Source organism: Hydrogenophaga sp. H7, assembly GCF_002025745.1.
Classification (GTDB): domain Bacteria; phylum Pseudomonadota; class Gammaproteobacteria; order Burkholderiales; family Burkholderiaceae_C; genus Hydrogenophaga; species Hydrogenophaga pseudoflava.
This window is the reverse complement of sequence record NZ_MCIC01000016.1, coordinates 381,926-403,953: the sequence shown is the minus strand read 5'-3', so window position 1 is coordinate 403,953 and position 22,028 is coordinate 381,926. Positions and strand designations below refer to the sequence as shown.

The window sequence follows — 22,028 nt, the reverse complement described above, 5'->3', positions numbered from 1 at the left end:
GCAGAAGGAGACACGCATGGACACGAGAGTTGCGAGCAAGAAGCTCGGCCTGAAGGAACGTTACGCCGCCATGACGCGCGGCCTGGGCTGGGAGACCAGCTACCAGCCAATGGACAAGGTGTTCCCGTACGACAAGTACGAGGGCATCAAGATCCACGACTGGGACAAGTGGCAGGACCCGTTCCGCCTGACCATGGACGCCTACTGGAAGTACCAGGGCGAGAAGGAGAAAAAGCTCTACGCCGTCATCGAGGCCTTCGCGCAGAACAACGGCCAGCTCGGCGTGTCCGACGCGCGCTACGTCAACGCGCTCAAGCTGTTCATCCAGGGCGTGACGCCGCTGGAGTACTACGCGCACCGCGGCTTCGCCCACGTGGGCCGCCAGTTCACCGGCGAAGGCGCCCGCGTCGCGGCGCAGATGCAGTCCATCGACGAGCTGCGCCACTACCAGACCGAGACGCACGCGATCAGCCACTACAACAAGTACTTCAACGGCATGCACCACTCGAACCACTGGTACGACCGCGTGTGGTACCTGTCGGTGCCGAAGTCCTTCTTCGAAGACGCCTGCACCGGTGGTCCGTTCGAGTTCCTCACCGCCGTCAGCTTCAGCTTCGAGTACGTGCTGACCAACCTGCTGTTCGTGCCCTTCATGAGCGGCGCGGCGCACAACGGCGACATGTCCACCGTGACCTTCGGCTTCAGCGCGCAGAGCGACGAGAGCCGCCACATGACGCTGGGCATCGAGTGCATCAAGTTCCTGCTGGAGCAGGACCCGGACAACGTGCCCATCGTGCAGCGCTGGATCGACAAGTGGTTCTGGCGCGGCTACCGCCTGCTGACCCTGGTCGCGATGATGCAGGACTACATGCTGCCCAAGCGCGTGATGAGCTGGAAGGAAGCCTGGGAGATGTACGCCGAAGAAAACGGCGGCGCCCTGTTCAAGGACCTGGCGCGCTACGGCATCCGCGAGCCGGCCGGCTGGAAGCAGGCCTGCGAAGGCAAGGACCACATCAGCCACCAGGCCTGGGCCACCTTCTACAACTACAACGGCGCCGCCCCGTTCCACACCTGGGTGCCCAAGGAAGACGAACTGGCCTGGCTGAGCGAGAAGTACCCCGAGACCTTCGACAAGTACTACCGACCGCGCTGGGAGTTCTGGCGCGACCAGGCCGCCGAAGGCAAGCGCTTCTACAACATGACGCTGCCGATGCTGTGCACCACCTGCCAGGTCCCGATGCTGTTCACCGAAGAGGGTGACCCCAGCAAGATCTGCTACCGCGACAGCGACTACAAGGCCTACAAGTACCACTTCTGCAGCGACCACTGCAAGAGCATCTTCGACCACGAGCCCGAGAAGTACGTGCAGAGCTGGCTGCCGGTGCACCAGATCTACCAGGGCCACTGCTTCCCCGAAGGCACCGACCCGACCGCCGAGGGCTTCGACCCGCTGATGGCCGTGCTCAAGTACTACGAGATGGAAGTCGGCCGCGACAACTTCGACTTCGAAGGTTCGGAAGACCAGAAGAACTTTGCGATGTGGAAAGGAGACACGAAATGAGCGTCGTCGCCATCGCCCCCTACGAGTTCACGCCCAGGGATGTGCGCGAGAACTTCCCCGCCCCGCTGCTCTACATCGGCTGGGAAGACCACCTGATGTTCTGCGCCCCCTTCTGCCTGCCGCTGCCGCCGGACACCCCGTTCGGCGCGCTGTCGGCCGCGGTGCTGCCCGGCATCTACGGCTACCACCCGGACTTCGCCAAGATCGACTGGGCCCAGGTCGAGTGGAAGAAGAACGGCCAGCCCTGGACGCCCGACCCGGCCAAGTCGCTGGCCGAGAACGGCCTGGTGCACAAGGACGCGATCCGCTTCAGAACCCCTGGGCTCACAGGGATCAAAGGTTCGTTCAGCTGATCCGGCCATGAGCTACCAACTGACGATCGAGCCGCTGGGCGCGACCATCGAGGTCGAAGAAGGCCAGACGGTGCTGGACGCGGTGCTGCGGCAGGGTCTCTACCTGCCGCACGCCTGCGGCCACGGCCTCTGCGGCACCTGCAAGGTGCAGGTCTGCGATGGCGAGGTGGACCACGGCGCGGCCAACCCGTTCGCGCTGATGGACTTCGAGCGCGACGACGGCAAGACCCTGGCCTGCTGCGCCACGCTGCAGGCCGACACCACCATCGAGGCCGACATCGACGAGGAACCCGATGCGCGCGTGATCCCGGTGCGCGACTTCGCGGCCACGGTCAGCCGCGTCGAGGACCTCACGCCCTCCATCAAGGCGATCCACCTGCAGCTGGACAAGGCCATCGACTTCCAGGCGGGGCAGTACGTGCAGGTGGAGATCCCGGGTGTGGGCAGCCGCGCCTTCTCGATCGCCAATCAGCCCGCCGACGTGGCCGCCACGAAGGGCATCGAGCTCAACGTGCGCAAGCTGCCCGGCGGCGCCGGCACCACCTGGCTGCACGAGCAGCTCAAGGCCGGCGACCGCCTGCGCGTGGCCGGCCCCTACGGCCGTTTCTTCGTGCGCGAGTCGGCGCGCCAGCCGATGCTGTTCATGGCCGGCGGCTCGGGGCTGTCGAGCCCGCGCTCGATGATCGTGGATCTGCTCTCGCGCGGCTGCACGCTGCCCATCACCCTGGTCTACGGACAGCGTTCGCACGAGGAGCTGTACTACGACGCCGAGTTCCGCGCGCTCGCCGAACAGCACGCCAACTTCACGTACGTGCCGGCGCTCTCGCACGAGCCCGAGGGCTCGGACTGGGACGGCTTCCGCGGCTTCGTGCACGAAGCGGCCAAGGCGCATTTCGGCGGCAGCTTTGCGGGCCAGAAAGCCTACCTGTGCGGGCCGCCGCCCATGATCGAGGCCTGCATCTCCACCCTGATGCAGGGACGTCTGTTCGAGCGCGACATCTACACCGAGAAGTTCCTCTCGGCGGCCGACGCGCAGGCCGCCCGCAGCCCGCTGTTCAGGCAGGTCTGAGGCCGTTGCCGCCCTTCGTTTCGCTCTTCCCATGCGCACGCACCACCTCCAGGAACATGGCCAGCACCGGCGACGGATCGCCGCGCCGGTAGAGGCAGCTCAACTCCAGGTCCTTGAGGTGGCGGCTGCGCAAGGGCACGAACACCACGCCCGGCAGGCGCAGGCTGGCGGCCGACCGGGTGGCGATGGTCAGCCCGAAGCCACTGGCCACCAGGGCCACGGCCGTCACCACGTCCTCGACGTCCTGCTCGACCGCCAGCCGCACGCCTTCCTGGCGGAAGGCCTCGGCCACTTCCTGCGCCAGCCCGTGGATGGCCTCGTTGGGGTAGAGGATCATGGGCAGCCCGTCGAGGTCGGCCATCCCGACCTGCCTGCGCTGCGCCAGCGGGTGCGCTTCGTGCATCGCCACCAGCAGCGGCTCGCGCAGCACCGACTCGACCACCAGGTCCGGCTCGGGCGGGACCAGTCGGTTGAAGCCCACGCTGATGCGCCGTTCGCGCAGCGCCTGCAGCTGCTCGGACTTGGTGAGGTTGTGCAGCGCGATGCGCACCTCGGGCCGCTGCGCGTGGAACTTCGCGAGCACACGGGGAATGACGTCCAGCACGCCCGAGCCGTAGATGCCCACGTCGAGCTGTCCGGTCAGGCCCTGCGCCGCGCGCCGCGTGCGCTCGGCCGCGCGCTGCGCCAGGTGCAGCAGGTTGGGCACCTCGTCCAGCAGCGCCTGGCCCGCCTCGGTCAGCTCCACACCGGCCGGCGTGCGCAGGAACAGCGGCGCACCCATCTCGTCTTCCAGCGCCTTGATCTGGCGCGACAGCGGCGGCTGCGCCATGTGCAGACGCTCGGCCGCGCGGGTGAAGTTGCGCTCTTCGGCGACCGCCAGAAACTGGCGCATGTCTTTGAGATCCATGGGGCCTCCTGGTTCGGTTCGCAATACCTCACCAGTATAGGGTCGCAAAAATTCGGTATTGGACGGTATGACCGCTCCGCCCTATCTTTGGCAGCTGAAGCTGCTGCGTTGAAGAAGAACTGAGACATGTCCCTGTTTGATTCCCGCCCCAAGTTCGCCGTGCACGTCGCCCAGACGGACGAGACCTATCCCTGTGCCGGCAACGAAAGCCTGCTGACGGGCATGGTCCGGCTCGGCCGCAAGGGCATCCCGGTGGGCTGCGTCAACGGCGGCTGCGGGGTCTGCAAGGTCCGCATCGTCGAGGGACAGATCAAGGCCCTGGGGCCGATCAGCCGTGCACACGTGACGCTCGACGAAGAGAACCAGGGCTACACGCTGGCCTGCCGCGTGGCGCCCCAGACGCCGGTGAACCTCGAAGTGGCCGGCAAGTTGAGAAAACCGTTTTCCAAGGGGCGCGCAGAGTCTGCGACTGCCAGCCCTTCGATTCAGCAGCAGTAACCAACCACCAGGAGACACAACATGGGTGTGATGCGCATCGGGCACGCGAGCCTGAAAGTGATGGACATGGACGCCGCGGTCAGGCACTACGAAAACGTGCTGGGCATGAAGACCACCATGAAGGACAAGGCCGGCAACGTTTACCTCAAGTGCTGGGACGAGTGGGACAAGTACTCGCTGATCCTGACGCCGTCGGACCAGGCCGGCATGAACCACCTGGCCTACAAGGTCGAGAAGGACAGCGACCTCGACGAGCTGCAGAAGAAGGTCGAAGCCTGGGGCGTAAAGACCACCGTGCTGCCCGAAGGCACCCTGCCTTCCACCGGCCGCATGCTGCAGTTCAACCTGCCCAGCGGCCACGAGATGCGCCTGTACGCCATGAAGGAGTACGTGGGCACCGAGGTCGGCACCACCAACCCCGACCCGTGGCCGGACGGCCTCAAAGGCGCGGGCGCTCACTGGCTGGACCACTGCCTGCTGATGTGCGAGATGAATCCCGAGGCCGGCATCAACACCGTGGCCGACAACACCCGCTTCATGACCGAGGCGCTGGACTTCTTCCTGACCGAGCAGGTGCTGGTCGGACCCGAAGGCAACATGCAGGCGGCCACCTGGATGGCCCGCACCACCACGCCGCACGACATCGCCTTCGTGGGCGGCCCGCGCAGCGGCCTGCACCACATCGCCTTCTTCCTGGACTCGTGGCACGACGTGCTCAAGTCCGCCGACGTGATGGCCAAGACCAAGACGCGCATCGACGTGGCCCCCACCCGCCACGGCATCACGCGCGGCGAAACCATCTACTTCTTCGATCCCAGCGGCAACCGCAATGAGACCTTCGCCGGCCTGGGCTACCTGGCCCAGCGCGACCGGCCGGTGACAACCTGGACCGAAGACCAGCTGGGCAGCGGGATTTTCTATCACACGGGTGATCTGGTGCCGTCTTTCACCGAGGTCTATACCTGATCTCCCCCCTGCGCCGCTTCGCGGCTTCCCCCCTCTCTGGCGCGCCTGCGGCGCTGGGAGGGGGGACGGCACCTGAGGCCCGGCGGAGCCGGTTCCTCGGTGCCCCTCGAACCGGAGTCACCTTTCTCTCGCCGCTTCTTCTTATGACATCCGCTCTCTCTGTTCCCTCTTCCGTCATCACCGCGTCGGCGGCTTCGATGGCCTGTCAGGCGGCGGTGGCGCACGCGGAGGCATTGGGCATTCGCATCAATGTGGCCGTGACCGATGCCTCGGGCACGCTGGCCGCTTTTCTGCGCATGCCCAATGCCTTCCTGCATTCGATCGACATCGCGATCGACAAGGCCTACACCGCCGCGAGCTTCGGCTTTCCCACATCGCAATGGGGCGGCGTCATCGGTGACGACGAGTTGCTGCGCATCGGCCTGAACCAGCGCCAGCGCCTGGTGCTGTTCGGCGGCGGCCTGCCGGTCGTGACCGACGGCCAGCGCATTGGCGGCATCGGTGTTTCCGGCGGCTCGGCCGAGCAGGACGAAGCCTGCGCCCGCGCCGGCCTGCAGGCCCTGGGGCTCGATTGATTTTTCATTTCATCCACACACCATGAAACAGTTCCTGAACTTCATCAACGGCGATTTCGTCGCCACCGCCAAGACCTTCGAAAACCGCAACCCGGCCACCAACGAGGTCGTGGGTCTGGTGCACGAGGCCGGTCAGGCCGAGGTCGACGCGGCCGTGGCCGCGGGCCGCGCCGCGCTCAAGGGCGAGTGGGGCACGATGAGCGTGGTCAAGCGCGCCGAACTGCTGCACGCGGTGGCCGACGAGATCAACCGCCGCTTCGACGACTTCCTCGCCGCCGAACTGGCCGACACCGGCAAGCCGCGCTCGCTGGCTTCGCACATCGACATCCCGCGCGGCGCCGCCAACTTCAAGATCTTTGCCGACATCGTCAAGAACGTGCCGACCGAGAGCTTCCAGATGACCACGCCCGACGGCGGCACGGCCATCAGCTACGGTCTGCGCACGCCCCTGGGCGTGGTCGGCGTGATCTGCCCCTGGAACCTGCCGCTGCTGCTGATGACCTGGAAGGTCGGCCCGGCCCTGGCCTGCGGCAACACCGTCATCGTCAAACCCTCGGAAGAAACCCCCGCAACCGCCACCCTGCTGGGCGAGGTGATGAACGCGGTCGGCGTGCCCAAGGGCGTGTACCAGGTGCTGCACGGCTTCGGCCCCGGCTCGGCCGGCGAATTCATCACCAAGCACCCGGGCGTCAACGGCATCACCTTCACCGGCGAGACCCGCACCGGCGAGGCCATCATGGCCGCGGCCGCCAAGGGCGTGCGCCCGGTCTCGTTCGAACTCGGCGGCAAGAACGCCGGCATCGTGTTCGCCGACGCCGACTTCGACAAGGCGATCGCCGGCATCACGCGCAGCGCCTTCGAGAACTGCGGCCAGGTCTGCCTGGGCACCGAGCGCGTCTACGTGCAGCGCCCGATCTTCGACAAGTTCGTCGCCGCGCTGAAGGAAAAAGCCGAGGGCCTGAAGATCGGTGGTCCCGACATGCCGGGCGTGGGCATCGGCCCGCTGATCTCGGCCGAACACAAGCAGAAGGTCATGGGCTACTACGCCAAGGCCAAGGCCGAGGGCGCGACCGTCGTCACCGGCGGCGGCGAACCGGCCATGACGGGTGAGTACGCCCACGGCCACTTCGTGCAGCCCACCATCTGGACCGGCCTGCCCGAGAGCGCCAGCGTGATCCGCGAAGAGATCTTCGGCCCCTGCTGCCACATCGCGCCCTTCGACACCGAAGAGGAAGCGATTGCCCTGGCCAACGCCACCGACTACGGCCTGGCCACCACCGTGTGGACGCAGGATCTGGGCAAGGCCCACCGCATGGCCGCGGCCATCGAAGTCGGCCTGTGCTGGATCAACAGCTGGTTCCTGCGCGACCTGCGCACCGCCTTCGGCGGCAGCAAGGCCTCGGGCATCGGCCGCGAAGGCGGCGTGCACTCGCTGGAGTTCTACACGGAACTCAGAAACGTGATGGTGAAACTGTGAACGCCCCTCACAACCCCGAAGTCGCCTGCAGCGTCCGCACGGGCGCGTTCAACACCAACGTGCACGACCTCGGCAGCTCCAAGCCGGGACAGCCTCCGGTGCTGTTCATCCACGGCTCCGGTCCGGGTGTGAGCGCCTGGGCCAACTGGCGCCTCGCCATGCCGGTGATTGCACGAGACCGCCGCGTGATCGCGCCCGACATGGTGGGCTTCGGCTACTCCGACCGCCCGGCCGGCATCACCTACAACATGGACACCTGGGTCCAGCAGGCGCTGGACGTGATGGACGCGATGGGCGTGGAGCAGGCCGACGTGGTGGGCAACAGCTTCGGCGGTGCGCTCTCGCTGGCGCTGGCGATCCGCGCGCCCCAGCGCGTGCGCCGCCTGGTGCTCATGGGCTCGGTCGGCGTGCCCTTCCCGATCACGCCGGGCCTGGACGCGGTCTGGGGCTACGAGGCGTCGCTGGACAACATGAAGCGCATCATGGACGTGTTCGCACACAACCGGGGCCTGATCACCGACGAGCTGGCCGAGCTGCGCTACCAGGCCAGCGTCCGCCCCGGCTTCCAGGAATCGTTTTCGGCCATGTTCCCCGCCCCGCGCCAGCGCTGGGTCGACGCCATGGCCAGCCCCGAGGCCGCCATCCGCGCGCTGCCGCACGAGACCCTGATCGTGCACGGCCGCGAAGACCAGGTGATTCCGCTGCAGACCTCGCTGACGCTGAGCCAGTGGATTCCCAACAGCCAGCTGCACGTGTTCGGCCACTGCGGCCACTGGACGCAGATCGAACACGCCGCACGCTTCGTCCAGCTGGTGTCGAACTTCCTCGCCGAAGCCGACGCCCGGGCCGCCGCCTGACCTTTTCACTCATCGGATACGCATCATGGACAAACAGAAGATCCAGCAATACGGCGACGAGCTGTACCAGTCGCTGCTCGACCGCCAACCCGTCGCTCCGCTCACCGACCGCGAAGCGGACATCACCATTGAGGACGCCTACCAGATCCAGCTGCGCATGATCCAGCGCCGCCTGGACGCCGGTGAACATGTGGTCGGCAAGAAGATCGGCGTGACCAGCAAGGTCGTGATGGACATGCTCAAGGTCAACCAGCCCGACTTCGGCCACCTGCTCTCGGGCATGGTCTACAACGAAGGCCAGCCCATCTCCGTGAGCACCATGATCGCGCCCAAAGCCGAGGCCGAGGTCGCCTTCATCCTGGCGCGCGACCTCGAAGGCCCGGGCGTGACCGCGGCCGACGTGCTGCGCGCCACCGACTGCGTGATGCCCTGCTTCGAGATCGTCGACAGCCGCATCAAGGACTGGAAGATCAAGATCCAGGACACCGTGGCCGACAACGCGTCGTGTGGCGTGCTCACGCTCGGCGGCCTGCGCAAGAGCCCGCGCGACCTCGACCTCGCGCTGGCCGGCATGGTGCTCGAAAAGAACGGCGAAATCATCAGCACGTCCTGCGGCGCATCGGTGCAGGGCTCGCCGGTCAACGCGGTCGCCTGGCTGGCCAACACGCTCGGCCGCCTGGGCATCGGCCTGAAGGCCGGCGACATCATCCTCTCGGGCTCGCAGTCGCCGCTGGTGCCGGTGGTCGCGGGCGACAGCCTGTATTGCAGCGTCGGCGGCCTGGGCGGCACGTCTGTGCGTTTCGTCGCCTGAGCGGGAAGGAAACAACCACATGAAACTCGACAAGAACACCCTCGCCCAACTGGCCGAGCACCTGGAAAACGCCGAGCTGAAGGCGCACGACGTCACCAAGATCACCGACGACCACCCGGACATGGACTGGGACGACGCCTACGCGATCCAGGACCTGATCCGCGCGCGCAAGGAAGGACGCGGCCACAAGACGGTGGGCCTCAAGTGCGGCCTGACCTCCTACGCCAAGATGAAGCAGATGGGCGTGGACACACCGGTCTTCGGCTTCGTCAGCGACTACATGGCCTGCGCCGAAGGCAGCGACATCAAGACCTCCGAACTCATCCACCCCAAGGTCGAGGCCGAGATCTGCGTCGTCACCAAGGCGCCGCTCAAGGGCCCGGGCTGCCATGTCGGCGCCGTGATGGCCGCGATCGACTTCGTGATCCCCGGCGTGGAGATCATCGACAGCCGCTACCGCGACTTCAAGTTCGACCTCAAGAGCGTGATCGCCGACAACACCTCGGCCTCGCGCTTCGTCATCGGCGGCCGTGCCCGCCGCGTGGACGAGCTGGACCTGCGCACGCTGGGCGTGGTGCTGGAGAAAAACGGCCAGATCGTGGCCATGGCCGCCGGCGCCGCCGTGATGGGCCACCCGGCCGCCGCCATCGCCGCCCTGGCCAACCACCTGGGCGCGCGCGGGCAGGAAATCCCGGCGGGCAGCTTCATCATGACCGGTGGCGTGACCGAAGCCATCGCGGTGCAGGCCGGTGACAGCGTGAACGTGCGCTTCCAGGACCTGGGCACGGTCGGCATGCGCTTCGTCTGAGCACCACCCTGCGAAGCCTGCGCCCATGAACGCACCCGCCACCCCTTCGCGCGCCGTGACCGTGCTGGTCACGCGCCGGGTCGCGCCCGGTGCGGTGGCCGGCTTCGAGGCGGCCATGGCCGGCATGATCGATGCGGCAACCCACTTCCCCGGCCACCTGGGCGGACAGCTGGTGCGGCCCGGCGAGGCCGGCAGCGGCGACGAGCCCCTGCTCTACCACGTGGTCTTCGCCTTCGACAACGACGCGCACCTGGCCGCCTGGCAGAACTCGCCCGAGCGCTCGCACTGGCTCGCGCAAGTCGCCCCGCACACCATCGGCGCGCAGGAAATGCGCCGGGTCAGCGGGCTGGACTACTGGTTCGCGCCGGCCGGCAGCACCACCAAGGCGCCGCCGCCGCGCTGGAAGGTGGCGGTCGTGACCTGGCTGGGCATCTTCCCGACCGTGCTGCTGCTGTTCCTCACCGTGGCGCCGCTGCTGGCCGACTGGCCGCTGGTGCCGCGCACCATGGTCATCACCGTGCTGGTGGTGGTCCTCATGACCTGGGTGGTGGCGCCGCGCCTGACCCGCTGGCTGTCCGGCTGGCTGCACGCCCATGAGCCCGGCCGCACGCCCACCTGAGCCCCCTTTTCAATTTCTCCAGGAGTCAACCCATGACGAAAAAAATCAAGTGCGCCCTCATCGGGCCCGGCAACATCGGCACCGACCTGCTGGCCAAGCTGCAGCGCAGCCCGGTGCTCGAACCGGTGTGGATGGTCGGCATCGACCCCAACTCCGACGGCCTCAAGCGCGCCAAGGAGATGGGCATCAAGACCACCGCCGAAGGCGTGGACGGCCTGATTCCGCACATGAAGGCCGACGGCGTGCAGATCGTGTTCGACGCCACCAGCGCCTACGTGCACGCCGAGAACTCGCGCAAGGTCAATGAGCAGGGCGCGATGATGATCGACCTCACGCCCGCCGCCATCGGCCCCTACTGCGTGCCGCCGGTCAACCTCAAGCAGCACGTCGGCCAGCGCGAGATGAATGTGAACATGGTCACCTGCGGTGGCCAGGCCACCATCCCCATGGTCTATGCCGTCAGCCGCGTGCAGCCGGTGAGCTATGGCGAGATCGTCGCCACCGTGTCGTCCAAATCGGTCGGTCCCGGCACGCGCAAGAACATCGACGAGTTCACCCGCACCACGGCCGGCGCGGTCGAGAAGGTGGGCGGCGCCAAGAAGGGCAAGGCCATCATCGTGATCAACCCGGCCGAGCCGCCGCTGATCATGCGCGACACGGTGCACTGCCTGGTCGAAGGCACGCCCGACGAGGCCGCCATCACGAAGTCGGTGCACGACATGATCAAGGAAGTGCAGAAGTACGTGCCGGGCTACAAGCTGGTCAACGGCCCCGTCTTCGACGGCCAGCGCGTCTCGGTCTTCATGGAGGTCGAGGGCCTGGGCGACTACCTGCCCAAGTACGCCGGCAACCTGGACATCATGACCGCCGCCGCCGCGCGCACCGCCGAGATGTTCGCCGAAGAAATCCTCAAGGGCGAGCTCGTGCTCGAACCAAGCATGGCCTAACCCCCGCGCCGCTTCGCGTCACCCCCTTGCAGGGGGCGCAGCCTGCAGCCCGGCAAAGCCGGTTCTGCGGCAGCCCTCGAAAAGACATCCGAAAGAGATTCACATGAGCACCAAAATCACCCTGCACGACATGACCCTGCGCGACGGGATGCACCCCAAGCGCCACCTGATGACGCTCGACCAGATGAAGAGCATCGCCTGCGGCCTGGACGCCGCCGGTGTGCCGCTCATTGAGGTCACGCACGGCGACGGCCTGGGCGGCTCCAGCGTCAACTACGGTTTCCCGGCCCATTCCGACGAGGAGTACCTGGGCACCGTGATCCCGCTGATGAAGCAGGCCAAGGTCTCGGCCCTGCTGCTGCCCGGCATCGGCACCGTCGACCACCTGAAGATGGCGCACGGCCTGGGCGTGCACACCATCCGCGTGGCCACGCACTGCACCGAAGCCGACGTGAGCGAACAGCACATCACCTACGCCCGAAAGCTCGACATGGACACCGTGGGCTTCCTGATGATGGCCCACATGAACAGCCCCGAAGGCCTGGTGAAACAGGCCAAGCTGATGGAGGGCTACGGCGCCAACTGCATCTACATCACCGACTCGGCCGGCTACATGCTGCCCGCCGACGTGAAGGCCCGCCTGCAGGCCGTGCGCGACGCGCTCAAGCCCGAGACCGAGCTGGGCTTCCACGGCCACCACAACCTGGCCATGGGCGTGGCCAACTCGGTCGCCGCCATCGAATGTGGCGCCACCCGCATCGACGCCGCAGCCGCCGGCCTGGGCGCGGGCGCGGGCAACACGCCCATGGAGGTGCTGGTCGCCGTGCTCGACCGTATGGGCGTGCAGACCGGTGTGGACGTCTGGAAGATCCAGGACGTGGCCGAAGACCTGGTCACCCCCATCATGGACTTCCCGATCCGCATCGACCGCGACGCGCTCACGCTGGGCTACGCCGGCGTGTACGGCAGCTTCCTGCTGTTCGCCAAACGCGCCGCCGTCAAGTACGGCCTGTCGGCGCGCGACATCCTGGTCGAGCTCGGCCGCAAGAAGATGGTTGGCGGCCAGGAAGACATGATCGAAGACACCGCCATGACCATGGCCCGCGAGCGCGATGCCCGCCAACAGAAAAAAGCAGCCTGAGGAACACACCCTATGCAACGCAGAGATTTCATCGCCTCCGTGGGGGCCGGCCTGGCCCTGGCACCCACCGCTGGTTGGTCGCAGGACGCCTACCCCACCCGTCCCGTCAAGCTCATCGTGCCCTTCCCGCCGGGTGGACCCACTGACATCATGGGCCGCACCGCGGCCAAGGCCATGGGCGACGCCCTGGGCCAGTCCTTCGTGGTCGAGAACAAGGCCGGCGCCGGCGGCAACATCGGCACCGACGCGGTGGCCAAGGCCGCGCCGGACGGCTACACCATCGGGCTGTCGGCCATCAGCAGCCTGGCCATCGCGCCCTACCTCTACGACAAGCTGCCGTTCCAGGTGGAAAAGGACTTCGCCCCGATCTCGCTGGTGGGCACCACGCCCTGCGTGATCGTCGTGCACCCGAGCGCACCGTTCGCCGACCTCAAGGGTCTGGTGGCCTACGCCAAGGCCAATCCGGGCAAGCTCGGCTACGCCACGTCCGGCATCGGCACCAGCAACCACCTGGCGGCCGAGCTGCTGCAGTCGGTGGCCGGCATCGAACTCACCAACATCCCCTACAAGGGGTCGAGCCAGATCGTGCCGGACCTGCTCTCGGGCACGGTGATCATGAGCATGGAAAGCTCGCTGGCCACCACCTTGCAGCACATCCGCAGCGGCAAGCTCAAGGCGCTGGCCGTCACCTCGCCCACGCGCGCCAAGGCCCTGCCGGACGTGCCGACGGTGGCCGAGTCCGGCTACCCCGGCTTCGCGGTGGAGACCTGGTTCGGCCTGGTCGCCCCCGCCGCCACCCCGGCCGCCGTCGTGCAGAAGCTGCACGACGCCTGGGCCAAAGGCGCCAAGACCGCCGAGGCCCAGGCCGCGTTCGACAACATCTCCGGCAACCTGCGCGTCACCACGCCCCAGGAGTTCGACGCCTTCATCAAGGCCGAGAACAACCGCTGGGGTTCCCTGATCCGCAAGCTGGACATCAAAGCCAACTGACCCGGGAGACCACCACCATGCCGTTCGCACAGATCTACATACTCGAAGGCCGCACGCCCGAGCAGAAGAAGGCCGTGATCGAGAAGGTCACCCAGGCGCTGCACGAGGCCACCGACGCGAAGAAGGAAACCATCCGCGTCTGGATCCACGAAATGCCCAAGGAGAACTGGGGCATCGCGGGCGTCAGCGCCAAAGACCTCGGCCGCTAGGGCCCGCGCCATGACCACGCCCGGCGCGGTAGCCGCGGCCGCCGAACGCATCTGGGCCGCCCGACAGGCCGGGCGCACCTTGGACGCCGAAGCCACCATCGGCACGCCCGACCTCGCCACCGCGTACGCCATTCAGCGCGCGCTGCTCGGCCTGCGCCTCGCCGCCGGTGAGCGCGTGGTCGGGTGGAAGCTGGGCTACACGTCGGAAGTGATGCGCCGCCAGATGGGCATTGACCGGCCCAACTTCGGGCCGCTGACCGACTGGATGCTGCTCGGCTCGGGCGACGCGGTGCACGAGCGCCTGGTGCAGCCGCGGGTCGAGCCCGAGATCGGGCTGCGCCTGGAGACCGCACTCGACGCGCGGCAGGCGCCCGTCGACCGCCACACCGTGGCCGCCGCCGTGGAGGGCGCCTACGCCTGCCTCGAAGTCGTGCACTCCACCTGGACCGGCTACCGCTTCAACCTCGAACAGAACACCGCCGACAACTCGTCCGCCGGCCAGGTCGTGATCGGGCCGCGGCTCCCGCTCGCCGATCTGATGGCGCTCGACACGGTGGCGGTTCGGCTGTCCGACGGGGCCACGGAGCTGGGCCAGGGCAAGGGCGCCGACGCCGACGGCCACCCGCTGGATGCGGTGGCACGCCTGGCGCGGGCGCTGGCGGCTTTCGACCAGCGGCTGGAGGCCGGCGATCTCGTGATCACCGGCGGGCTCACGGCCGCATGCCCGCTGGCAACAGGCGGGCAGCTGTCTGCCACGTTTTCGTTTGCGGACGCGCGGTCGGTGCAGGTGTCCGTTGCCCGCCGCTGAGATGGCTGCGCGCGCACAGCGCGTCACCGGGCGGTACGGCTTTCATCAAACAGCTCCGCGATGACCCGGCGCAGCCAGATCACGCTCGGGTCGCGGTGCACGCGCGCATGCCACTGCAGCGTGATGGGCATCTCCGGGCTGGCCACGGGCAGCGGCCGTGCCACCAGTTGCTTGCGCCCGACCTGAATGGCGCTGACCAGGCGGCTCGGCAAGGTCAGCAGCAGGTCGGACTCGCTTAGCACCGAGGTCAACCCCAGCGCATGTGCCGCCGTGAAGGTGACATCGCGCTGGCGGTTCTGCGTTTTCAGCACCTTGTCCAGCACCTGTTTGAGCGACTGGTAGGTCACGCCGCCGGGCCGGTAGTCCACGTGTTTGGCGTTCAGGTAGGCACTGCGCGTCAGCCGCCGTTGCGACAGCGGGTGGTCCTCCCGCATCAGCACCAGGAACACCTCCTTGAACAGCACCTGCCGGTGAAAGTCGAGGCCGAAGGCGGGCCAGTTGCCGAACACGAGGTCGATGGCGCCACCTTCCATGCCACGGCGTCCGTCCTCGGGGCCGGCGTCCACGGTTTCGAAGCGCACGTTCGGCGCCAACGGCGCCACCCGGGCCAGCAATTTCGGCATCAACACCATCTGGGCCAGATCACTGGCCATGATACGGAACAGGCGCGTGGACTGCGCCGGATCGAACGCGGTCTCGGTCGCCAGTGCGGACTGAATGTCTGCCATGCCCGGCCCGATCAGGTCGATCAGGTCCTGCGCCCGCGCGGTGGCCTGCATACCGTCGGCACACCGCACAAACAAGGGATCTGCGAAGACCGTGCGCAGCCGGCGCAAGGCGTTGCTGACGCCCGACTGTGTCATGCCCAGCTCGTCCGCCGCACGCGACACATTGCGCGTGGCGTGCACCGTGCACAGCACGCGCAAGAGGTTCAGGTCCACGTCATTTTTCATCCTCGGTATTTTCAGGGCAAATACCCAGGATCACCCCAGGTGTTAGGTCATCAACCCCTTGCGTCGGTAGATTCACCGGGCCAACAACAGGAGACAAGATGATCAACCTCAGAGACATCCTCTACGTGCGTCTGGGCACGCGCGATCTGGATGGTGCGCAAAAGTTCTGCACCGAGATCGTGGGCCTGCAGGCCGTGGAACGGACCGCCGACCGGCTCTACCTCAAGAGCAGCGCCAGCCACCACGCGGTCTGCTACTTCCAGGGCGAACCGGGCGACCACACCGTGGCCTTCGACATCAAGGACTGGAGCCAGCTCGGTGCCGCGCTCGCGCAACTGCAGTCGGCCGGCGTGCCCTGCGGGCAAGGCACCGCCGAAGAAGCGGCCGACCGGCATGTGGAGGCCTTCATCTGGTTCAACGACCCCACGGGCAACCGCATCGAAATCGTCGCCCGGCCACACGACGCGGGCAAGCGCTACTTCCCCTCGCGCGATGCCGGGATCACCGGCCTCGGCCATGTGGGCCTGTGCACCACCGACCCGGCGCGCGACCAGTCGTTCTGGCTGCAGCACTTCAACGCCATGGTCAGCGACTGGATCGGCCCCTGCCCACTGCTGCGCGTCAACCCGCGGCACCACCAGATGGCGCTGTTCGCATCGCAGCGCAAAGGCATCCAGCACATCAACTTCCAGGTCGCCGAGATCGACGACATCATGAAGTCGTGGTACTTCCTCCAGAGTCAGGACATCCGCATCGTCTTCGGCCCCGGCCGCCACCCCACATCGGGCGGCAACTTCGTCTACTTCGAAGGCCACGACGAGGTGATCTTCGAGTACTCCAACAGCGACCGGCACATCGTCGGCGACCTGGAGAACTACCGCCCCCGCCAGTTTCCGCTGCATCCCTCGTCGTTCTGCATGTGGGGCTCCAAGCCCGACATCGCGGAGTTCCGCGATTGATGGCCGCGCCACAACCAGCCGAGCTGACCGTGCGCCGCATGGCGCGCGCGCTGGGCAACAACGGCCTGTCCGGGCCGTTCGGTCACTGCAGCGTGCGGCTCGACACCGGCCACTTACTGGTGTGCGCCGCCCGCCCCATGGCCATGGTCGGCGTGGGCGAAGCCGGCACGGTGGTGCCGGTGAATGGCGCGCTGCCGGCCGGTGTGTTGGGCGAGGTGCGGTTGCACCAGCAGATCTACCGGCGCCGGCCCGACGTGCAGGCCATCTGCCGCTTCATACCGCCGCAGATCACCGCGCTGGCCGCGCTGGGCCGCGTGCCGCGTGCGCGCCACGGTTTTGGCAGCTACTTCCAGGCCGGCGTTCCCCTGTGGCCAGACGCCGCGCTGGTGCGCAACGACACCGCGGCCGAACAGGTGGCCGCTTTGCTCGGACCGCACCCGGGCCTGGTCCTGAACGTGAACGGTGCCGTCACCGTGGCCGAAACGCCCGAGCGCGCCGTGGCCCTGGCCTGGTTTCTGGAAGACGCCGCGCGCGTGGAGCTGGCCGCCCTGTCGAGCGGCCTGGCCGACACCGCGCCCGTGCTGGGCACCGAAGTGGCCGCCCAACGCGCCACCTGGGACGGCCGCATTGCCGAGCGGGTGTGGGAATACCTGCTGCGCAACGACCCCGAGCCCCTTCCCCCCTGATTCCCCTGGCCTCGATTCCCTTTCACAAAATGTTCTGACAACACCGGAGACAACCATGAACCCACGCACCCCCCCAACCTTGCGCCTGCTGGGCGCGCTGGCCACCGCCGCCCTGCTGGGCACAGCCGCGCAGGCCGAAGAGATCACCCTCAAGGTCCACCACTTCCTGCCGGCGGGCGCGCCCATCCAGGCCAAGGTGCTGGAGCCCTGGTGCGCCAAGATCGCCAAGGAATCGGGCGACCAGATCAAGTGCAAGATCTTCCCGTCCATGCAACTGGGCGGGACGGCGCCACAGCTGTACGACCAGGTCAAGGATGGCATAGTCGACGTGATCTGGACCATTCCCGGCTACACGCCCGGGCGCTTCCTGGTGACCGAAATCTTTGAACTGCCGTTCATGATGACCACACCCGAGGCCACCAGCCGCGCGCTGTGGGAGTTCCAGACCCGCTACAACGCGGCCGAATACCGCGAAGTGAAGCCACTGGCCTTTCACATGAACGGCCCGGGCAACTTCTACACGCGCAGCAAACCCATCCAGAGCCTGGCCGACTTCAAAGGCCTGAAGATGCGCGGTGCCACGCGCCAGACCACCAAGATGCTCGCGGCCCTGGGCGCCACCCCGGTGGGCATGCCCCTGCCCGCCGTGACCGAAGCGCTGTCCAAAGGCGTGATCGACGGTGCGCTGACGCCCTACGAAGTGGTGCAGGCCACCAAGATGCACGAGCTGACCAAGTTCACCACCGAAAGCGACCCCAAGTCCAACGCGGTGTATGCGCAGGTGTTTGTGCTGGCCATGAACAAAGCCCGCTACGAAAGCCTGCCCGCCGACCTGAAGAAAGTGATTGACGCCAACAGCGGCGCGGCGTTTTCCGCCTGGGTCGGCAAGATGATTCACGAAGCCGACGTGCCCGGCCGCAAGCTGGTGCAACAGGCCGGCAACCCGATCTACACCCTCTCGGCCAGCGAACTGCAAACCTGGAAAAAGGCCACCGACCGGCTGGACGACGAACTGGTGACCGAGATCGGCAAGCGCGGGCTGGACGGTGCGGCGCTGCTCCAATCGGCGAAGGAGTTGATTGAGAAAGCCCAGGGACAGTGAGGTGAGGGGGTTGGCGCAACGCCGCCTCGGGCGTGATCCTGGCCACCAAGGATGCCCCCTTCGACGACCTCAAAGGCCTGGTCGCCTATGCCAAAGCGAACCCGGGCAAGGTCACCTAAGCTTCTGCGGGCCTCGGCTCGGTCGGGCACATGGTGGGCGAATCGCTGAACCAAGCCGCAGGCATCCGCATGACGCACGTCCCCTACCGCGGCACCACCCCGGCGGCGCAGGACCTGCTCGCCGGCAGCGTGACGCTGTTCATCGAAACATCGCTGAGCACCGCCTTGACCTACCTGCCCACCGGCAAGATCAAGGCCATCGCGCTCACGCGCAAGGAACGCTCGCCCCTGCTGCCCGACCTCCCGGGCATGCGGGAGGCGGGCTTCCCGGAAATCGACAGCCCGGCCTGGTTCGGCGTTGTCGGCCCCGCCGGCCTGCCGCCTGCGGTGGTCGACAAACTCAACAAGGCCATTCACGCCAGTCTGCAGGACAAGCAGATCACCGAACAGCTTGCCAAGTTCGGCGCCGAACCGGTGCCCAGCTCGCCCAAGCAATTCAAGACCTACATCGAGCAGGAAATCGTGCGCTGGAAGCAGGTCGTGAAACAGGCCAACATCAAGCCGATGTGACCGGCCTCAGCCCCCGGCTTCACGCCGCTTGATGCGGTACTCCACCTGGCCGCGCCGCAGTTGCAGCAGCCGCGCCACCGCCGACACGTTGCCGCCGCAGCGATCGATGGCGCGGTCGATCAGCATGGCCTCGATGTCGGTGAACGCGGCCTGCTGGTCCAGCAGCCGGTCCACCAGGCTGGGCAGGTCGCCCGCCGAATCGTCGCCAGGCCCCGGGAAACCGGGCGCGGCGTGGCCATGCCCGCCGGCGCGCACCAGATCGCCCGCCGGCCCCAGGCCCCAGGTGGTGCCGCGCAAGGTCTCGCCCCCGGCAAATAGGTGCTGCACATCGATGCTGCCGCCCTCCTCCGCCAGGATAACGCCGCGCTCGATCATGTTTTCCAGCTCGCGCACATTGCCCGGCCAGTCGTAGTCCCACAGCGCGGCGTAAGCCTGCGGACTCAAACCCTTCACGTCTTTGCTGCAGCGGCGCACGCTGCGTTCCAGGAACAGTGCCACCAGCAGCGGGATGTCTTCCAGCCGCTCGCGCAGCGGCGGGATCTCGATCGGGAACACGTTGAGGCGGAAAAACAGGTCGGTGCGAAAGCGCCCTTCGCTGACTTCCTTGCGCAGGTCGACGTTGGCGGCGGCGACGATGCGCACGTCGGCCCGCCGCACTTCGGTACCGCCCACGCGCTCGAACTCCCGCTCCTGGATCGCGCGCAGCACCTTGCCCTGTGCGGGCAGGCTCAAGCTGGCAATTTCGTCGAGAAACAGCGTGCCGCCATCGGCGCGCTCGAAGCGCCCGGGCCGCGCGCGGTCGGCGCCGGTATACGCCCCGCGCTCGACCCCGAACAGCTCGGCCTCGACCAGGTTGGCGGGAATGGCGGCGCAGTTGATGGCGATCATCGGTCCCGCAGCGCGCGGGCTGATGGAATGCAGCGCCCGCGCGAAGCATTCCTTGCCGACACCGCTCTCGCCCCGAAAGAGCACCGTCGAGTGGGTGGGCGCCACGCGGCGCACCAGATGGGCCACGGCGCGAAACCCGGCCGAGGTCCCCACGAAGCCGCCCAGATTCTCACCAGGGTCGGCCACCGCGCCCGCGGGCGCGGCACGGGGCTGACCTGCCGATGCCGCGGCGGCGGTATGAGCCCCCGGCACCGACCACGAACGGCGGTGCCCCACACGGTCCACAAAGGTGTCGACCTGCAGGTAGTCGGTGTCGTCTTCGCCACCCTGGGGCGCTTCCCGTTGCCATTCCACCAGCGGCCGACCGATGACGCGGCAGCGCGCGTGCCCCATGGCCACGCACTCCACCTCGCGCCAGTGAATGGGCATGCCGGTCACGGCCGTGCAATAGCCGTCGGCATACCCCACCATGGTCCAGCAAGCCGGTGAGCCGCTCACGCCGCAGTGCGCGAGGTGGGCCTGCGCCTCCCAGCTCGCGCTCCAGTAGTAGTCGCCCCAGAACTGGCCCTGCGCGATGTCGACCTGCATGGCGTCGACCGGCTGGTTGCGCACAAAGCCTTCCATCTCGCGCAAGCGCGGCCCCAGCACCAGCGCGTCGGCGGGGTCGGCCCCGCCCAGTTGCTCTCGCACCCGCTGCCCGTCGTCGAAGCCCTGCTGGTAGCCCAGCCGCATCATGAGCGCGCGCGTTTTCGCGGTGCCGAGGCTGACGATGAGTTCGCGCCGCAGCTCGGCGAACGACTCGGCCTGCATGAGCAGCATGCGCTGGTCGAACAGCTGGATGTGGCCCGCGTCGGGCGAGAAATGCAGGTGGCCTGCCAGCAGTTTGGCGGGATCGATGGCAGGGGTCTGGAGCATGGTGGCGTGGGGTGTCGAAAAGGTCGGCAACCGTTCTTGAGCGCCGCATCGGTTTCAGCAATTCCCGAAATCGGCGCCAGCCGGTGTTTCCGCAAATCCTGAAGACCGACCCTCTCCCACGCCATCATGGTTTACCCCCGTTTTCCAAAAAACCGTTGCGCGACAACGGCTTGCCGAAGCGTTCCAAGCCGTTCGCGCGATGGCACAACGCTTGCACAGCAAGGCCACAAAGGCCGCGCCCAACGGGTGGTGCAGCGGCCATCACAACGACGGAGACAACACATGAACAACCCGACAGCCGCCGCGGCCAACGGCCTGCTGCGCGTGCGCGTGTCGCACCGCGAGGTGCAGGCCGAGGACGTGGTGGCGCTCACACTGGTGCCCACCGACGAAGCCCCCGATGCGTTGCCCGCCTTCGACGCCGGCGCCCACATCGACCTGCACCTGCCCAACGGGCTGGTGCGCCAGTACTCGCTGTGCAACGCGCCGCACGAGCGCGGCCGCTACCTCGTCGCCGTGCTGCGCGAGCCCGCCGGGCGCGGCGGCTCTGCCTGCGTGCACGAGGCCCTGCACGTCGGCACCACGTTGCCCATCAGTCGGCCCCGCAACGCTTTTGCACTGGCCCCGTGCCCGCACACGTTGCTGCTGGCCGGTGGCATCGGCCTGACGCCGCTGCTGGCCATGGCCGAACAGCTCTGGGCAGAGCAGCGGTCTTTTGCACTGCACGTCTGCGCCCGCTCCGCCGCGCGGCTGCCGTTCCGCCAGCGTTTGCAGACAGCCCCGTGGTCCGCACACGTGCACCTGCACCACGACGACGGGCCGCCCGCGCAAAAGCTCGATGCGCACACGCTGCTCAGCCGCTCACCTCACGGCACCCAGGTCTGGGTGTGCGGCCCGGCGGGCTTCATCGGCCATGTGCGTGAGCGCGCGCAGGCACTGGGCTGGCCGGCCAACCGCGTGCACGCCGAACACTTTTCCGCGGCGCCCGGTCATGCGGCGGGCGCGCAGGCGGCAGACGGTGCGTTCACCGTCGAGTGGCAGCCCACGGGCCAGCGGGTGCCGGTGCCGCCGGGCACCAGCGTCGCGCAGGCGCTGGAGGCCGCCGGCATTGCGCTGGCGCTGTCGTGCGAACAAGGCATCTGCGGCAGTTGCAGCGTGCGGCTGGTGGCCGGCGAGCCCGACCACCGCGACCAGTTCTACACCGCCGCAGAACACGCCGACCCCGGCCACTTCACGCCCTGCTGTTCGCGCTCGCACAGCCCGCTGCTGGTGCTGGCGCACCACTGAAACCGCATCCCCC

The 22,028-nt window shown here is 67.5% G+C and carries 23 protein-coding genes and 1 pseudogene; 21 read left to right on the top strand and 3 right to left on the bottom strand.

Annotated elements, in window-relative coordinates:
• Window positions 1-16: 16 nt before the first annotated feature.
• The 3 genes from BC358_RS15555 to BC358_RS15545 are packed head-to-tail and all read left to right on the top strand — an operon-like array spanning window position 17 to window position 2,983.
• Window positions 17-1,561, top strand: coding sequence for an aromatic/alkene/methane monooxygenase hydroxylase/oxygenase subunit alpha (locus tag BC358_RS15555; protein ID WP_079366531.1), 1,545 nt, complete (start codon window positions 17-19; stop codon window positions 1,559-1,561).
• The gene (locus BC358_RS15550; RefSeq protein ID WP_066160088.1) at window positions 1,558-1,914 is read left to right on the top strand and encodes a phenol hydroxylase subunit P4; all 357 of its coding nucleotides are present in this window, start codon (window positions 1,558-1,560) and stop codon (window positions 1,912-1,914) included. The genes BC358_RS15555 and BC358_RS15550 overlap by 4 nt, the downstream gene beginning before the upstream one ends.
• A 7-nt stretch (window positions 1,915-1,921) precedes the next feature.
• On the top strand, window positions 1,922-2,983 hold the full coding sequence (locus BC358_RS15545; protein WP_079366530.1) for an NADH:ubiquinone reductase (Na(+)-transporting) subunit F: 1,062 nt from the start codon (window positions 1,922-1,924) through the stop codon (window positions 2,981-2,983).
• Here the strand turns inward: BC358_RS15545 and BC358_RS15540 are convergent.
• Window positions 2,970-3,890, bottom strand: coding sequence for a LysR substrate-binding domain-containing protein (locus tag BC358_RS15540; protein ID WP_066786854.1), 921 nt, complete (start codon window positions 3,888-3,890; stop codon window positions 2,970-2,972). The genes BC358_RS15545 and BC358_RS15540 overlap by 14 nt on opposite strands.
• A gap of 126 nt (window positions 3,891-4,016) precedes the next feature.
• On the opposite strand from BC358_RS15540, the gene BC358_RS15535 reads away from it, so the two are divergent.
• The 13 genes from BC358_RS15535 (at window position 4,017) to BC358_RS15475 (ending at window position 14,596) form a co-directional block, all read left to right on the top strand.
• A complete protein-coding gene (locus BC358_RS15535; RefSeq protein WP_079366529.1) occupies window positions 4,017-4,388 on the top strand; it encodes a 2Fe-2S iron-sulfur cluster binding domain-containing protein in 372 nt (123 codons plus the stop codon).
• A 21-nt stretch (window positions 4,389-4,409) separates the two neighbouring features.
• Window positions 4,410-5,354: a catechol 2,3-dioxygenase gene (locus tag BC358_RS15530; protein WP_079366528.1), complete on the top strand. Its 945-nt coding sequence runs from the start codon at window positions 4,410-4,412 to the stop codon at window positions 5,352-5,354.
• 143 nt (window positions 5,355-5,497) lie between these two features.
• Window positions 5,498-5,929: a heme-binding protein gene (locus tag BC358_RS15525; RefSeq protein WP_079366527.1), complete on the top strand. Its 432-nt coding sequence runs from the start codon at window positions 5,498-5,500 to the stop codon at window positions 5,927-5,929.
• Window positions 5,930-5,951: 22 nt separating this feature from the next.
• Complete coding sequence (locus tag BC358_RS15520) at window positions 5,952-7,406, top strand: 2-hydroxymuconic semialdehyde dehydrogenase (protein WP_079366526.1); 1,455 nt, start codon at window positions 5,952-5,954, stop codon at window positions 7,404-7,406.
• The gene (locus tag BC358_RS15515; protein ID WP_079366525.1) at window positions 7,403-8,263 is read left to right on the top strand and encodes an alpha/beta fold hydrolase; all 861 of its coding nucleotides are present in this window, start codon (window positions 7,403-7,405) and stop codon (window positions 8,261-8,263) included. The genes BC358_RS15520 and BC358_RS15515 overlap by 4 nt, the downstream gene beginning before the upstream one ends.
• A gap of 25 nt (window positions 8,264-8,288) precedes the next feature.
• Window positions 8,289-9,074: a 2-oxopent-4-enoate hydratase gene (gene dmpE / locus BC358_RS15510; protein ID WP_079366524.1), complete on the top strand. Its 786-nt coding sequence runs from the start codon at window positions 8,289-8,291 to the stop codon at window positions 9,072-9,074.
• 19 nt (window positions 9,075-9,093) lie between these two features.
• Window positions 9,094-9,882, top strand: coding sequence for a 2-oxo-3-hexenedioate decarboxylase (gene dmpH / locus BC358_RS15505; protein WP_079366523.1), 789 nt, complete (start codon window positions 9,094-9,096; stop codon window positions 9,880-9,882).
• 25 nt (window positions 9,883-9,907) lie between these two features.
• Complete coding sequence (locus BC358_RS15500; protein WP_079366522.1) at window positions 9,908-10,501, top strand: antibiotic biosynthesis monooxygenase; 594 nt, start codon at window positions 9,908-9,910, stop codon at window positions 10,499-10,501.
• Window positions 10,502-10,533: 32 nt separating this feature from the next.
• On the top strand, window positions 10,534-11,448 hold the full coding sequence (locus BC358_RS15495; RefSeq protein WP_079366521.1) for an acetaldehyde dehydrogenase (acetylating): 915 nt from the start codon (window positions 10,534-10,536) through the stop codon (window positions 11,446-11,448).
• 103 nt (window positions 11,449-11,551) lie between these two features.
• A complete protein-coding gene (gene dmpG, locus BC358_RS15490) occupies window positions 11,552-12,589 on the top strand; it encodes a 4-hydroxy-2-oxovalerate aldolase (RefSeq protein ID WP_079366520.1) in 1,038 nt (345 codons plus the stop codon).
• Between the two features lie 12 nt (window positions 12,590-12,601).
• Complete coding sequence (locus BC358_RS15485; protein ID WP_079366519.1) at window positions 12,602-13,579, top strand: tripartite tricarboxylate transporter substrate binding protein; 978 nt, start codon at window positions 12,602-12,604, stop codon at window positions 13,577-13,579.
• 17 nt (window positions 13,580-13,596) lie between these two features.
• Entirely contained in the window at window positions 13,597-13,788 is a 192-nt protein-coding gene (locus BC358_RS15480; RefSeq protein ID WP_012478198.1) for a 2-hydroxymuconate tautomerase, read from the top strand.
• Between the two features lie 10 nt (window positions 13,789-13,798).
• Window positions 13,799-14,596: a 2-keto-4-pentenoate hydratase gene (locus tag BC358_RS15475; protein ID WP_079366518.1), complete on the top strand. Its 798-nt coding sequence runs from the start codon at window positions 13,799-13,801 to the stop codon at window positions 14,594-14,596.
• A 23-nt stretch (window positions 14,597-14,619) separates the two neighbouring features.
• Here the strand turns inward: BC358_RS15475 and BC358_RS15470 are convergent, their stop codons facing one another.
• The gene (locus BC358_RS15470; protein ID WP_079366517.1) at window positions 14,620-15,549 is read right to left on the bottom strand and encodes a LysR family transcriptional regulator; all 930 of its coding nucleotides are present in this window, start codon (window positions 15,547-15,549) and stop codon (window positions 14,620-14,622) included.
• A 98-nt stretch (window positions 15,550-15,647) separates the two neighbouring features.
• On the opposite strand from BC358_RS15470, the gene BC358_RS15465 reads away from it, so the two are divergent.
• From BC358_RS15465 to BC358_RS15450, 4 genes and pseudogenes are all read left to right on the top strand, one after another.
• Complete coding sequence (locus BC358_RS15465) at window positions 15,648-16,508, top strand: VOC family protein (protein WP_079366516.1); 861 nt, start codon at window positions 15,648-15,650, stop codon at window positions 16,506-16,508.
• A complete protein-coding gene (locus BC358_RS15460) occupies window positions 16,508-17,194 on the top strand; it encodes a class II aldolase/adducin family protein (RefSeq protein WP_066786810.1) in 687 nt (228 codons plus the stop codon). Before BC358_RS15465 ends, BC358_RS15460 begins: the two co-directional genes overlap by 1 nt.
• 55 nt (window positions 17,195-17,249) lie before the next feature.
• Window positions 17,250-18,296 carry a TRAP transporter substrate-binding protein gene (locus BC358_RS15455; protein WP_079366515.1) on the top strand — a complete coding sequence of 349 codons (1,047 nt, stop codon included), beginning with the start codon at window positions 17,250-17,252 and terminating at the stop codon, window positions 18,294-18,296.
• A 131-nt stretch (window positions 18,297-18,427) separates the two neighbouring features.
• Window positions 18,428-18,925: pseudogene (locus BC358_RS15450) on the top strand (Bug family tripartite tricarboxylate transporter substrate binding protein); the annotation flags it as partial.
• A gap of 6 nt (window positions 18,926-18,931) precedes the next feature.
• Here the strand turns inward: BC358_RS15450 and BC358_RS15445 are convergent.
• Window positions 18,932-20,728 carry a sigma-54-dependent Fis family transcriptional regulator gene (locus tag BC358_RS15445; protein ID WP_079366574.1) on the bottom strand — a complete coding sequence of 599 codons (1,797 nt, stop codon included), beginning with the start codon at window positions 20,726-20,728 and terminating at the stop codon, window positions 18,932-18,934.
• Window positions 20,729-21,010: 282 nt separating this feature from the next.
• Between BC358_RS15445 and BC358_RS15440 the strand changes: the two genes are divergently transcribed.
• A complete protein-coding gene (locus BC358_RS15440) occupies window positions 21,011-22,015 on the top strand; it encodes a PDR/VanB family oxidoreductase (RefSeq protein ID WP_066786799.1) in 1,005 nt (334 codons plus the stop codon).
• The last annotated feature ends 13 nt before the right edge of the window (window positions 22,016-22,028 follow it).

What these genes read in the sequence shown, in the direction of transcription:
- BC358_RS15445 (WP_079366574.1), bottom strand. Translation starts at nt 20,728, where the DNA reads ATGCTCCAGACCCCTGCCATCGATCCCGCCAAACTGCTGGCAGGCCAC.
- BC358_RS15500 (WP_079366522.1), top strand. Translation starts at nt 9,908, where the DNA reads ATGAACGCACCCGCCACCCCTTCGCGCGCCGTGACCGTGCTGGTCACG.
- BC358_RS15470 (WP_079366517.1), bottom strand. Translation starts at nt 15,549, where the DNA reads ATGAAAAATGACGTGGACCTGAACCTCTTGCGCGTGCTGTGCACGGTG.
- dmpH (WP_079366523.1), top strand. Translation starts at nt 9,094, where the DNA reads ATGAAACTCGACAAGAACACCCTCGCCCAACTGGCCGAGCACCTGGAA.
- BC358_RS15525 (WP_079366527.1), top strand. Translation starts at nt 5,498, where the DNA reads ATGACATCCGCTCTCTCTGTTCCCTCTTCCGTCATCACCGCGTCGGCG.
- BC358_RS15520 (WP_079366526.1), top strand. Translation starts at nt 5,952, where the DNA reads ATGAAACAGTTCCTGAACTTCATCAACGGCGATTTCGTCGCCACCGCC.
- BC358_RS15485 (WP_079366519.1), top strand. Translation starts at nt 12,602, where the DNA reads ATGCAACGCAGAGATTTCATCGCCTCCGTGGGGGCCGGCCTGGCCCTG.
- BC358_RS15465 (WP_079366516.1), top strand. Translation starts at nt 15,648, where the DNA reads ATGATCAACCTCAGAGACATCCTCTACGTGCGTCTGGGCACGCGCGAT.
- BC358_RS15555 (WP_079366531.1), top strand. Translation starts at nt 17, where the DNA reads ATGGACACGAGAGTTGCGAGCAAGAAGCTCGGCCTGAAGGAACGTTAC.
- dmpG (WP_079366520.1), top strand. Translation starts at nt 11,552, where the DNA reads ATGAGCACCAAAATCACCCTGCACGACATGACCCTGCGCGACGGGATG.
- BC358_RS15440 (WP_066786799.1), top strand. Translation starts at nt 21,011, where the DNA reads ATGAACAACCCGACAGCCGCCGCGGCCAACGGCCTGCTGCGCGTGCGC.
- BC358_RS15475 (WP_079366518.1), top strand. Translation starts at nt 13,799, where the DNA reads ATGACCACGCCCGGCGCGGTAGCCGCGGCCGCCGAACGCATCTGGGCC.
- BC358_RS15550 (WP_066160088.1), top strand. Translation starts at nt 1,558, where the DNA reads ATGAGCGTCGTCGCCATCGCCCCCTACGAGTTCACGCCCAGGGATGTG.
- BC358_RS15480 (WP_012478198.1), top strand. Translation starts at nt 13,597, where the DNA reads ATGCCGTTCGCACAGATCTACATACTCGAAGGCCGCACGCCCGAGCAG.
- BC358_RS15530 (WP_079366528.1), top strand. Translation starts at nt 4,410, where the DNA reads ATGGGTGTGATGCGCATCGGGCACGCGAGCCTGAAAGTGATGGACATG.
- BC358_RS15495 (WP_079366521.1), top strand. Translation starts at nt 10,534, where the DNA reads ATGACGAAAAAAATCAAGTGCGCCCTCATCGGGCCCGGCAACATCGGC.
- dmpE (WP_079366524.1), top strand. Translation starts at nt 8,289, where the DNA reads ATGGACAAACAGAAGATCCAGCAATACGGCGACGAGCTGTACCAGTCG.
- BC358_RS15455 (WP_079366515.1), top strand. Translation starts at nt 17,250, where the DNA reads ATGAACCCACGCACCCCCCCAACCTTGCGCCTGCTGGGCGCGCTGGCC.
- BC358_RS15545 (WP_079366530.1), top strand. Translation starts at nt 1,922, where the DNA reads ATGAGCTACCAACTGACGATCGAGCCGCTGGGCGCGACCATCGAGGTC.
- BC358_RS15460 (WP_066786810.1), top strand. Translation starts at nt 16,508, where the DNA reads ATGGCCGCGCCACAACCAGCCGAGCTGACCGTGCGCCGCATGGCGCGC.
- BC358_RS15535 (WP_079366529.1), top strand. Translation starts at nt 4,017, where the DNA reads ATGTCCCTGTTTGATTCCCGCCCCAAGTTCGCCGTGCACGTCGCCCAG.
- BC358_RS15540 (WP_066786854.1), bottom strand. Translation starts at nt 3,890, where the DNA reads ATGGATCTCAAAGACATGCGCCAGTTTCTGGCGGTCGCCGAAGAGCGC.